This window comes from Lacicoccus kunmingensis DSM 17847 (genome assembly GCF_059568765.1).
Window position 1 is genome coordinate 36,194 of the sequence record NZ_JCANUC010000008.1, and the last position, 11,483, is coordinate 47,676.

Below are 11,483 nucleotides of genomic sequence, written 5' to 3' on the forward strand. Positions count from 1 at the left end.
TGGTCGCACCGTCCTTTATTTATCAGATTTATACAGTAATGTCTGTACAAAGAATGCTGCAAAGCTGAGCAGCAGAATGACCCCGCCGCCGATATATGCGATCAATGTGACGACGTCCGGCAGTCCGAAGGATGCCACATTATTGATGAACATCCCGATTATCAATCCTGTTGTACCGATGATTGCCGTCCATACGTGGAATTTCGACAGTGCATTATATTTCACATCGAACGCCTGATAAAATACCGACCATGAAAATAAACTGAGCCAGCCCACAACAAGGACATGGGCATGTATCGGTCTGAGTGCGTAGGAGCTCGAGCCGGCCATATGTGCTCCCATGATCGTACCGAGCAATCCGTATATTCCTGCAAAAACTAATAGTAATTTAACTGGTTTATTCATTTAAAAATCCTCCCTGTTTTCATCTGCAATACATACTCTATACTTCGAATATGAACGCAGGATGAACAAGGAGGACTTTTTTTAATTATTTATGATTTTTTGGCAGTTCAACGATGAATGTCGTGCCTGTACCGATTTCTGATTCCGCTCTGACCGTGCCTTCATGCCGCTCGATGATTTCATGGACGATCGACAGCCCCAGGCCGGAACCTTTAACGCTCGATGTTCTGGATGAGTCGACTCTGTAGAAGCGGTCAAATATATGTTTGTTCTCTTCATCGGTCAGCCCGATGCCCGTATCTGAGATTTTTACGGTGACCAGACCGTGGTGTTCAGATAAGGAAATATCAATATTGCCCGCTTCGCTGTTGTATTTTATAGCGTTTGAGATTAGATTGTCCCATACCATGTTGAGCATCGTTTCATCTGCAGCAATGGCCACTTCAGGCAGATCGTAGGAGAGCATCATTTCATTTTCGTTGATTTTCCATTCATATGAATGAATCAGCTGGTCAATCTGTTTATTCAATGGGTATTCTGAAATATTCAAAGCATGCGACTCCTGGTCCAGTGACGACAGCATTAAGAGCTGGTTCGTCATCGTACTGATTCTCGTCACTTCCTGGTCGATGATATTATAGTACTCTTTCTCATCTTCCGGACTCAGATCAGCCATCTTTAATAATTCATTATAACCTTTGATGTTGGACAGGGGAGACTGGATGTCATGAGAAATATTCGAAATAAAATCTTTCCTCATCTCTTCATTCTGTTCAATCTTTTCAGCCATATGCACAAAACTGTTCGACAGCTGGCCGATTTCATCATGTCTGTTCGTATTTAGATCACTGACATTGTAGTCTCCTTTTGCGAGGGTGTCGGTTGCCCGGTTCAGTCTCGTCACCGGGTTCACCAAATATTTGGTGCCGATCAGAACGAGAATGATACTGATGACAATCGTCAGGATGAGCAGCCATCCGAACAAGAGGTGCATTTCATTGAACAACATTGATATGTCGGGTCTCATAAACAGCGCATATACTCCGCTTCCTGTTTCCACAGGCACACCGATGGTGTTTTCCAGCTCATTCGCAAAAAATCCTGTCACAAAAGTCTCTCTCGGAAACTCAAGCATGCCGTGATACACATTGCCGTCCTGCACGCTTTCAACCGTACTGCCGGACAGGGAAGTGTCCCTGAACTCCGCTCCATAGAAAGTGCCTTCTGAATCACTGCCCGCCAAATAGAATTGATAACCTGCATCAGCCACGTTATCCAGATAATCTCCGATGTCCATCTGCGGATTTTTTTCTATGAAGTTTGAAATGTTTTGTGCAATTTCTGTATTTTTGGCATCATTGTCGGGTTTCAGATAATGCTGGTAATAAGTATTGGATATGAAAAATGCAAACAGGAAACTCACAAGCATAATGGCAATAGTCGTGACAGCAAATTTCGAATACAGCGATCTCAGCTTCATGCGTCCCCCGTCTCCAATGTATAACCGACGCCTCTGACAGTCGTAAATTTAATCGCATCGGTCAGATTGTTGAAACGTGTGCGGAGCCGTTTGATGTGAACATCCACTGTCCGGTTGTCCCCTTCAAAGTCGATACCCCAGATGCTGTCTATCAGCTGTTCACGGGTAAACACCTGATCCGGATGGTTTGCAAGCACGTGCAATAATTCAAATTCCTTCAGCGGCAGCTTCAATGTTTTTTCATTGACCGTCACTACATATTTATCTATATCTATATGAACATCCCCGATCTGTATCACCTGTTTGTCCGTATCAATGTTATAACGTCTGAGCAGCGCTTCGATTCTGAATAAAAATTCTTTCGCTTCAAATGGTTTGACTAAATAATCATCAGTACCTGCTTCAAATCCTTTTTCCTTATCATCAATCTGCCCTTTGGCAGTCAATATGATGATCGGGATATCCAATGTTTTACGCATCTCTTTAATCAATGACAACCCGTCCATATAGGGCATCATGATATCCACGACCGCAAGCTGGCATACTTCATTTTCAAGCTTTCTGAGCGCATCCCTGCCGTCTGTCGCACCGATGACCTCATAGCCTGCCTCTTTCAAATTGATTATGATGAATTTCAAGATATTCGGATCATCATCCGCAACTAATATTTTAGTCATATTCCCACTCCATAACTTAAGTATTGATCAGTCGGTTTTCTTCACTACCGATGACTTTAACGCCATCTTTCCGAACCCGGGTACTTTACAATCTAAATCATGACCGTCTTCAGGGTCAACGATTCTTATCCCTTTGACTTTCGTTCCCTGCTTGATGACGTTCGATGCGCCCTTTACTTTCAAATCTTTAACAATCGCCACGTTATCACCGTCATTCAAAACATTGCCGTTCGCATCTTTGACGAGCGCGGCTTCCTGTTCCTCAAGCTCTGAAGCTTTCGTCCATTCATGGGCACACATCGGACAGATTAAAAGCCCGCTGTCCTCATAAGTATATTCTGAATTACAATTAGGACAATTTGGTAATGTTGTCATTTAAAATTTCCTCCAGTATTTATTATAATATTTAAAATAATAACCGTACTTATCCACAATTTTACCAAATTATACACAATAAATACATGTTATCCACAAAGTATATTTTAAAATGTGGATAACTATTCATTCATGTATGGATCGTTTAATAATATGCAGTGTATATGAAAACGGTAAGGGCGGTCTATCATACTGGAATCTCATACATGGTCATGATGTTTATCCATATGCCATCGGTTTTATTTACCAATCACCTGAATATGCACCGGAGCTGGAATTTCAAAAGTTGACGTTCAAAAATATGTCCTGGATAATGAAATTATAGACTATTTCACGGACGGATTAATTTCAATAAACTTCTTAAATAGGTTAGGAGGGTTATTTTGTATAAATCTATCTTACTCGCAGCAGACGGTTCCGATAACAGTTACAGAGCGGCTGAAGAAGCTCTTAATGTCATTGACGAAGTAGGTAAAGTGACTATTTTGAACGTTCTTGATCCCGAGGAATCGAAGCGGGAAATTCTGCACAGCTCAGCTTCTGAAAGTATGTTGTCAAAAAAGAAAGAAAAACTTTCTAAAATTACTGATCTGTATGATGACAGGGGCATGGATTATGAAGTACGGATGGAGCGGGGTGTGGCCAATGAAACGGTCGTGAATATAGCCAATTCCGGGGAGTTTGAAGCCGTTATTCTGGGTACGCGCGGGCTGAACAGCCTTCAGGAGATGGTGATGGGGAGCGTCAGCCATAAAGTGGCTAAACGTTCTGACATCCCGGTGATTATTGTGAAGTAGGCGGGGAAGATCGTGCGTCTGGCGCTATAAGTGACGTGAAATTACTGCGGTCGTAGCGCAGAAGAGCGTCTGGCGCTATAAATTACGTGAAATTACCGCAGTCGTAGCGCAGAAGAGCGTCTGGCGCTATAAGTTGCCTGAAATCACCGCCGTCGTGGCGCAGAAGGGCGTCAAACGCTATAACCTAGCTGAAAACTACAGACTTATAACACGCAACAAAAATTATTCAAAACAAAAATGAGCTGCATCTTAATTAAGAAGCAGCTCATTTTTTGTATAATATTTTCCACAGTTATCCACACGAGTTATCCACAGGTGTGCATAACTTAAATTGTATAAATTTCTGTCGGTGTATCTTTATCGGTGTGGAAAAGCTGAATTTCATTTTTTGTATCGATGTCGTATTGATTCAATACTTGTTCCACACTCATTTTTGCCAGTTCTTTTATATTGTTATCGAGGCTGAGGTGGCTCAGGTAAATACGTTTCGTATTAGATGTGATGACGTCCCGCATCGCATGTGCAGCATCTTCATTCGATACGTGCCCGACATCGGAAAGTATACGCTGTTTCGTCACCCATGGGTATCTGCCCATTCGGAGCATATCCACATCATGATTGCTTTCAAAGATGAAACAGTCACTTTCTTTTATGATGCCTTTCATCTGATCGGATACGTAACCTGTATCCGTAATGACGGAGAGCTTTTTATTGTCTCTCATCAATGTGTAAAACTGCGGGTCGATCGCATCGTGTGATACGTTGAATGATTCGATATCCATGCCGACGAGTTCTTTCGTCTCCATCGGATTGAAGTGGAACCGCTGTTCTGCAGGCACTTCTATATTTTTTCTGTCCAGCTGCTGCCACGTCTGTGCGTTCGCAAAAATCGGAATATCATATCTTTTAGCAATGACTTTCAACCCTTTTATATGGTCTGAATGTTCATGGGTAATCAAGATTGCATCAATATTTTTCAAGGAGGTTCCTATATGGTTCAATCCTTCTTCTATTCTTTTGCACGTAAGCCCTACATCGATGAGCAGGCTGCCTTTTTCTGATTCAATATAAGTACTGTTGCCCGAAGATCCACTGGCCAACACGCTCATTCTCATGCTACTCACTCACTTTCAATTATTTCACCTGAATCTGTTGTTGCATCTGCGTAAATCGTTTTGGATATACCTTGATCCGTGACATGCATTTCCCATTTCGGTCTTAAAATCGCATTATTTTCTTCGGTTAGAATGATGTAGTAACCGAGTCTCGCTTCATTGATTACCGCCGTTGAAGAGATACTTCCACGTTCATACAGTTCTTCAACGATCTCTTTTGGTGATTTCGCCGTCAGACTCAGTGTGTATTCATTTTCTTCCAAGTTCATCAATCTCGTCTGTTCCATGGCATCTGCCTGTCTGCCTTCACCGTGGAAAATGATTCTTGCAGCTTCATGATTGAAGATTGGGAAGTTCTCGAATAACTGGTTAAAAACCACCTGGTCCGATGTGCTCATTACATTATCATACTGGTAATCGTGACCTCTGTAAACATTCCCGTCCATATAGTCCTGAAGCGACTGTTCCGTCATTTCCGGACCGTCTTCTTCAAACTCTTCTGTAATTTTTGTCCCTGATACATTATCCTCGTCCACTTCGGAATCCAGATCATCTTCATCTGAGAAATTCTGGACAGCGCCGGTCAATACATTCATTTCAACAGGTTCATACTCTTCGATATTGCTCATATCGATATCCGTCGTACTCAAAATATCCGGCGATTCCTGGATTTCTTCCACGGATTCCTGACGTTCATTAAAGTATATATAGATGAGTGCAACATTCATCAGAAGGAACACTATGATGTATAAGGATTTCGTCAATTTCCAATCCATTACTCAAGACCCCCTTCGTCGAAACGCATCCATTCTCCGTCATACTTGATATACCATGATGGTGTATACTGCACAACATTTATCTCATTTTGATCTGTAGAAAAGGCCATATTATAGCCGATCGTTATTTTAGTGACATCCTGGAGGTCATAATTTTCATTCAATGCAATTTCATACCTGACACTTTCAAGCGAGGGCAGTGTCTCATCCTCTCCGCCGGGCACCCGTGCAGTCACCCTGATTAAAGGTCTGTTGTATTCATAAACGGCATTCTGGCCGTATTTTACAGACATTGTCGTCGGTATAGTATCACTGAATACAAAATAACCGTTCATCGAAGAACGAAATAAGGAGTTATTTTCATCCGGAAAGTAATCAAACAACACATGTGTCTGATCCAGCCCGATATGTGAGTTCAGAAAATGGAAACTGTTTTGTATCATCTGATGCGGATTGCCGTTGCCGGTCAGGGACTCCCTTAAATTATTGTAGGAGTATGCATATGTTTCACTGTTGTAAGTCGCGATATTCGTATCCCCTTCATAGACATACGTCTCCTCGCTGACTTCCGTTTCAAAATTGTCATTTAAAAACAGCATATTATTTACCGAATCCGGACTGAATACATTATATAAAAAGTTCTCCACCGGCATATCTCCCGGTTCCGTCGGGCCGTATATCGCCGTTTTATTATTGGAAGTCTGCTGGTTGGTAATGACACCTGAATATTCTTCAAACAGATGGTCATGCGCAGACAAGAGTGATTTCAAATATGAACTTTCAAGATTCGTCGTTGCGATCGCAACTCTGTCCAGATCTTCATTAATCAAATAAAAAGTCACGTGCTCATCGACCAGGTCGACGATAATACGGTTATAACTGTAATCCGGATAGTCGCCTTCATAAGTGAAATCCAGCACTTTGAACAATGACTTGGTCGGCATATCAGATGCATAATCGACGATCAGGAATTCTTCCCCGTTGTCTTCATCGATACTCGGCGTCAGTCTGCTTATGCTGTTATAGACATTGATATCCGTGATTTCAGTACCGTCTATATATTCACGTATACCGACGACAGCTTCTTCTTCTATCGTTCCCTGTATATCCGTATCATCGACCCACACGAGCTGATACGCACGCATGATTGAATTGAAGGATACAGGTTCACCCGGACCGATATTCGATGTTCTTTCAATATCTGTATCTATTTCGGAGAATTCCGGCTGATAGCTCCAGACCGTTATCGTCAGCACCGCACTCGTCACTACAAGAAGGAAGAGGGCGACTGATTTGATATTCTCTTTATTCATCCCAATCATCCTCCCCGAGTGTTTCACAAGGCAGGTTGATGAATACTGTCGTTCCTTCTCCTTCTAAGCTGTTTGCCCATATACGGCCGTTATGTGCCTCGACAATTTCTTTGGAGATCGCAAGTCCAAGACCTGTACCTCCTTTTTTACGCGCACGGGCCTTGTCCACACGATAGAAACGTTCGAATATACGGTCGACTTTGTTACCCGGTATACCCATGCCGTTATCCTTGATGCGGATGGTCATGCGGTTATAAAGTGAATTCTGCTTCACATGGAATTCAACACGTTTATTTTCCGTGTTGGAATATTTGATGGCATTTGAAATGACATTATCGAGCACCTGGCTCATCTTATCCATGCCGATTTCGGAGAAAATGGCTGTGTCAGGTATATTTCGAATAAACTCCACTTCGCCTTTATGCGTCATTTCAAAGCGGTCGATGATTCTGTTTAAAAACAGATTGAAGTCGACAATCTCTTTATTTATCTCCTCGGCTGCATTATCCATTCTTGAAAGCTGCAGCAGATCCTCAACCAGACGGATCATGCGGTCTGTTTCATCCCGCGTCACGCTTAGGAAACGCGGCGCCAGTGTCGTATTCTCCCATGCGCCTTCCTGCAGCGCTTCGATATAACTGCGCATCGAAGTGAGCGGCGTACGCAGTTCATGTGATACGTTCGCAACGAACTCGCGGCGTTCGCTGTCAATTTTCTCCTGTTCCGTCACATCATGAAGCACAGCGATATAGCCGTTCATAAATCCTGTATCTTTGAATATCGTCGAGAAATTCACCCGAATGGCAGCTTCGTAGTCAGCATCCGTAAATAGCAGCTGGCTTTCATTGATTTCCTGGATATCCTCCAGAGACATCTCGCCGTCCAGCTGTAATATTTCAAGCATGTTTTTACCGTGAACATTCGTATCTTTCGTAATGTCCAGCATATCAAGCGCCATATCGTTCACAACCGTGATGCGGCCTTTACGGTCTGTTGCGATGACACCTTCGGACATGTTTGTGATGACAGAATCCAGACGTTTTCTCTCACTCTCGGTATTTGCCTGAGCTTCCTGCACACGTTTCGATAAAATATTGAAGGAGCCGGCAAGTTCGCCGATTTCATCGTTGCTGTATATTTTAACCCTCGAAGTATAGTCACCTTCAGACATCTGGAGGGCCTGGTTTCTCATATCCGTAATCGGCTTGGTGATGGTCCGCGCAATAAAGATCCCGAGGATGCTGGTGATGATCAGTGAAATGATCGTCGCTATGATGAAAGTGTTGTTGATCGCTTCCAGCTGCTGATAGACCGTTTCAATATTCGAGGCAACATAAATAGCACCCAGCACCTGTTCTTCATTGACTACCGGGTGATTGAGCAGCCATGTGCGCTGATTATCCTGATTGACGTTAACGAATATCTCTTCATTCCTCGAACCTGTCGTGATGGTTTCCTCGGTTAAAGGCTGATTGATGCGTGAACCGATACTCGGTTCATTTGAAATACGGCTCGTTCCGATCAAAATATTGTCGGTATTCACAAAACGTATCTCTTCAATTTCAGGACGGTTTCCGAACTCACTCAGTAAACTTTGAACTTCCTCATTCATGCCTTCCTGGTCATCGGCATACTCTGTATGTAGTTCTTTAATCCGGGTATCGATCAGATCCACCTGAGTTTCAATATTATCCTGGAAGTTCTCGGTGAGTTCACGTTCAAGCGTGTTTGTAAAATATAAGCCTATAATCTGCATCCCAATGACAATCAGGAGCACATATATAATAACTAATTTAATATGCAAGGATTGCAGATTTCTTAAAAACTGCCTCATATATAAAATGCCCCTTTATTCGTCGTCCTGGATGAAATACCCCACACCACGACGTGTCATTAAATATTCGGGATGAGAAGGATCATCTTCGATCTTCTCCCTTAGGCGCCGTACAGTGACATCCACCGTACGTACATCACCGAAATAGTCATAACCCCATACTGTCTCAAGCAGATGTTCACGTGTCATCACTTGTGATATATGTTTGGTCAAATAGTGAAATAGTTCGAATTCCCTGTGTGTGAGATCTATGCTCTCGCCATTCTTTTTAATCGCATAGGAATCCGGTATGATCGTGATGTTCTTTATTTGTATATTATTATTTTCCGGTTCTTCTTCCTGTTTCGCCTGGGTAGTATTGCGGCGAAGATTCGCTTTTACTCTGGCGATCAGTTCTCTGGTAGAGAATGGTTTCGTTACATAGTCGTCCGCTCCCAGTTCCAGTCCAAGCACCTTATCGATCTCTGAATCTTTGGCTGTGAGCATGATGATAGGCATGTCATGCTTCTTTCTGACTTCACGGCATACTTCCATACCGTCCATTCCCGGAAGCATGATATCCAGCAGCACTATATCCGGCACAACTTCCAGTATGAGTTCCAAAGCGTCGTTGCCATCATAAGCACTGTGAACTTCATAACCTTCTTTTTCCAGGTTAAATTCCAATATATCTGCAATCGGTCGTTCATCATCGACTACTACAATTTTTTTAGCCATTATCTTCCCTCACTTTTCTCGTCAATTCTGTATAAATTTCGTCCATATTTATAATCAAATTATATAATAACCCAAGTTTAATGTATCATTTTTAAGCAAAATTATCCATTATCCTACAGTTTCGACACTACAAAAAAGTCACCAACAAAGATGTTGATGACTTTTAGATGACGGTCCTGACGGGAATTGAACCCGCGATCTCCTGCGTGACAGGCAGGCATGTTAACCGCTACACCACAGGACCATAGTTATATTAAATTAAATAAAAAAGTGACCCGTACGGGACTCGAACCCGTGTTACCGCCGTGAAAGGGCGGTGTCTTAACCGCTTGACCAACGGGCCATGTGGGATATGGCACAAGATATAGTATACCATGAGAGTAATTTTAATTTCAACTCATTTATGAAAATTTTTTGTCCTAAATGGGGTTTTTGATGCAGCAGGGTGGCAGGGGAGGTCTTTATTTGAGAAATTCGTGCCGGGCTGGCTGTTGATATCGGCACGAGAGTCTAAATTAGCAGGTTATGGCAGTCTGAAACCCGTCCCAATCAAAAAAACCGCCGCAACCCGAAAGTTGCAGCGGTTTCATCAATTCAAATTCTATCTATGCCCAGAAGTCTTTTAATAAATTTGTCTGGTTGCGGTCGGGACCGACACTGAAGATTGAGACGTTGACGTCACATAATCTTTCAATTTCACGCAAGTAATTCAGAGCATTTTCAGGCAGTTCATCGAGGTGCTTCACACCTGTGATGTCTTCTTTCCAGCCCGGAAGTTCCTTATAAACCGGTTTTGCACGGTTCAATGCACTTAAAGTTGCCGGATATTCTGTAATTTCCTTACCGTCAATTTCGTAGGCGGTACAGATTTTCACCGTATCCAGTCCGCTCAATACGTCGATTGAGTTCAGGGACAGATCAGTGATGCCGCTCGCTCTTCTTGAATGGCGGACGACAACAGAGTCGAACCAGCCGACACGGCGCGGTCTGCCTGTCGTCGTACCGTATTCACGGCCGATTTCACGGATGTGTTCCCCGTTGTCATCAAACAGCTCGGTAGGGAAGGGGCCGTCACCGACACGGGATGTATATGCCTTACAGACGCCGACCACGTTTTTCACATTTGCAGTACCGACGCCGCAGCCGACAGTCACGTTACCTGCAACCGGGTTGCTGGACGTAACGAACGGGTACGTACCATGATCCACATCGAGCATGACACCCTGTGCACCTTCAAATAAAACCTTTTCGCCATTTTGGAATGCGTCGTCCAAAATTTTTGCAGTATCTGTAACATACGGCGCAAGGCGTTTCGCTGCTTCCATGTATGGAATGTAAATATCATCGAATTCAAAGCCTTCGTGATCATATAATGCCTTGAGCGTTTTATTTTTAATTTTCAAGTTTTCATCCAGACGCTTTTTAAATACTTCTTCATCTATTAAATCAGCCATACGGATGCCGATACGTTGGACTTTATCCACATAACACGGACCAATGCCGCGTTTTGTTGTACCGATCTTGTTTTCACCGCGTTCTTCCTCTTCACATTCGTCCTGAGCAAGATGATACGGCAGAACAACTTGAGCTCTGTTGGATATGCGCAGGTTGTCAACATCTATACCACGCTCGATCAGACCATCCAATTCTTTAATGATGGACAGTGGATCGATTACGACACCGTTACCCACCAGGGACAGTTTATCTTTATAGAAAATTCCTGATGGTACCAGATGCAATTTATAAGTCTCGCCGCCAAACTGAATCGTGTGGCCTGCATTATTTCCACCTGAAAAACGTGCGATGATATTCGCATCTTCCGATAAGAAATCCGTTATTTTACCTTTGCCTTCGTCTCCCCACTGCGTTCCAACTACTACTGTACCAGACATTTAAGAGCCTCCAATTTATTCAATAGAAATACCGTCTACATTTTACCAATATACCAAATAATATGCAACAAAAAATACGAACGTTTTTATATACACTATATA

The 11,483-nt window shown here is 42.9% G+C and carries 11 protein-coding genes and 2 tRNA genes; 1 reads left to right on the forward strand and 12 read right to left on the reverse strand.

Annotated elements, in window-relative coordinates:
* Positions 1–15 precede the first annotated feature (15 nt).
* The 4 genes from BO48_RS09240 to BO48_RS09255 all read right to left on the reverse strand — a co-directional run bounded on the left by BO48_RS09240 (position 16) and on the right by BO48_RS09255 (position 2,937).
* Positions 16–405 (reverse strand): hypothetical protein, encoded by a 390-nt coding sequence (locus tag BO48_RS09240; RefSeq protein WP_496367169.1) that lies wholly within the window; start codon positions 403–405, stop codon positions 16–18.
* Between the two features lie 85 nt (positions 406–490).
* The gene (locus BO48_RS09245; protein ID WP_496367170.1) at positions 491–1,885 is read right to left on the reverse strand and encodes a HAMP domain-containing sensor histidine kinase; all 1,395 of its coding nucleotides are present in this window, start codon (positions 1,883–1,885) and stop codon (positions 491–493) included.
* Positions 1,882–2,562, reverse strand: coding sequence for a response regulator transcription factor (locus tag BO48_RS09250; RefSeq protein WP_496367171.1), 681 nt, complete (start codon positions 2,560–2,562; stop codon positions 1,882–1,884). The genes BO48_RS09245 and BO48_RS09250 overlap by 4 nt, the downstream gene beginning before the upstream one ends.
* A gap of 27 nt (positions 2,563–2,589) precedes the next feature.
* On the reverse strand, positions 2,590–2,937 hold the full coding sequence (locus BO48_RS09255) for a zinc ribbon domain-containing protein YjdM (protein WP_496367172.1): 348 nt from the start codon (positions 2,935–2,937) through the stop codon (positions 2,590–2,592).
* A 383-nt stretch (positions 2,938–3,320) separates the two neighbouring features.
* Here BO48_RS09255 and BO48_RS09260 point away from each other — a divergent pair, with 383 nt between their 5' ends.
* Positions 3,321–3,734, forward strand: coding sequence for a universal stress protein (locus tag BO48_RS09260; RefSeq protein ID WP_496367173.1), 414 nt, complete (start codon positions 3,321–3,323; stop codon positions 3,732–3,734).
* 326 nt (positions 3,735–4,060) lie between these two features.
* Here the strand turns inward: BO48_RS09260 and BO48_RS09265 are convergent, their stop codons facing one another.
* From BO48_RS09265 to BO48_RS09300, 8 genes are all read right to left on the reverse strand, one after another.
* Positions 4,061–4,849, reverse strand: a complete 789-nt coding sequence (locus tag BO48_RS09265) for an MBL fold metallo-hydrolase (protein WP_496367174.1) — start codon at positions 4,847–4,849, stop codon at positions 4,061–4,063.
* A gap of 5 nt (positions 4,850–4,854) precedes the next feature.
* Positions 4,855–5,625, reverse strand: a complete 771-nt coding sequence (gene yycI, locus BO48_RS09270; protein ID WP_496367175.1) for a two-component system regulatory protein YycI — start codon at positions 5,623–5,625, stop codon at positions 4,855–4,857.
* Positions 5,625–6,938 carry a YycH family regulatory protein gene (locus tag BO48_RS09275; RefSeq protein WP_496367176.1) on the reverse strand — a complete coding sequence of 438 codons (1,314 nt, stop codon included), beginning with the start codon at positions 6,936–6,938 and terminating at the stop codon, positions 5,625–5,627. Before BO48_RS09275 ends, yycI begins: the two co-directional genes overlap by 1 nt.
* Positions 6,931–8,772, reverse strand: a complete 1,842-nt coding sequence (walK, locus tag BO48_RS09280) for a cell wall metabolism sensor histidine kinase WalK (RefSeq protein ID WP_496367177.1) — start codon at positions 8,770–8,772, stop codon at positions 6,931–6,933. The genes BO48_RS09275 and walK overlap by 8 nt, the downstream gene beginning before the upstream one ends.
* A gap of 15 nt (positions 8,773–8,787) precedes the next feature.
* Positions 8,788–9,489, reverse strand: a complete 702-nt coding sequence (gene yycF / locus BO48_RS09285) for a response regulator YycF (protein ID WP_496367178.1) — start codon at positions 9,487–9,489, stop codon at positions 8,788–8,790.
* A 171-nt stretch (positions 9,490–9,660) separates the two neighbouring features.
* Positions 9,661–9,733, reverse strand: a tRNA-Asp gene (locus tag BO48_RS09290).
* Positions 9,734–9,760: 27 nt separating this feature from the next.
* Positions 9,761–9,832 (reverse strand) — tRNA-Glu (locus BO48_RS09295).
* A 262-nt stretch (positions 9,833–10,094) separates the two neighbouring features.
* Positions 10,095–11,381, reverse strand: coding sequence for an adenylosuccinate synthase (locus BO48_RS09300; RefSeq protein ID WP_052255252.1), 1,287 nt, complete (start codon positions 11,379–11,381; stop codon positions 10,095–10,097).
* Between the last annotated feature and the right edge of the window lie 102 nt (positions 11,382–11,483).

Excerpts from the sequence above, each read along its gene's own strand:
- BO48_RS09240 (WP_496367169.1), bottom strand. The coding sequence starts at position 405 with ATGAATAAACCAGTTAAATTACTATTAGTTTTTGCAGGAATATACGGA.
- BO48_RS09275 (WP_496367176.1), bottom strand. The coding sequence starts at position 6,938 with ATGAATAAAGAGAATATCAAATCAGTCGCCCTCTTCCTTCTTGTAGTG.
- BO48_RS09255 (WP_496367172.1), bottom strand. The coding sequence starts at position 2,937 with ATGACAACATTACCAAATTGTCCTAATTGTAATTCAGAATATACTTAT.
- BO48_RS09300 (WP_052255252.1), bottom strand. The coding sequence starts at position 11,381 with ATGTCTGGTACAGTAGTAGTTGGAACGCAGTGGGGAGACGAAGGCAAA.
- walK (WP_496367177.1), bottom strand. The coding sequence starts at position 8,772 with ATGAGGCAGTTTTTAAGAAATCTGCAATCCTTGCATATTAAATTAGTT.
- yycI (WP_496367175.1), bottom strand. The coding sequence starts at position 5,625 with ATGGATTGGAAATTGACGAAATCCTTATACATCATAGTGTTCCTTCTG.
- yycF (WP_496367178.1), bottom strand. The coding sequence starts at position 9,489 with ATGGCTAAAAAAATTGTAGTAGTCGATGATGAACGACCGATTGCAGAT.
- BO48_RS09245 (WP_496367170.1), bottom strand. The coding sequence starts at position 1,885 with ATGAAGCTGAGATCGCTGTATTCGAAATTTGCTGTCACGACTATTGCC.
- BO48_RS09250 (WP_496367171.1), bottom strand. The coding sequence starts at position 2,562 with ATGACTAAAATATTAGTTGCGGATGATGATCCGAATATCTTGAAATTC.
- BO48_RS09265 (WP_496367174.1), bottom strand. The coding sequence starts at position 4,849 with ATGAGAATGAGCGTGTTGGCCAGTGGATCTTCGGGCAACAGTACTTAT.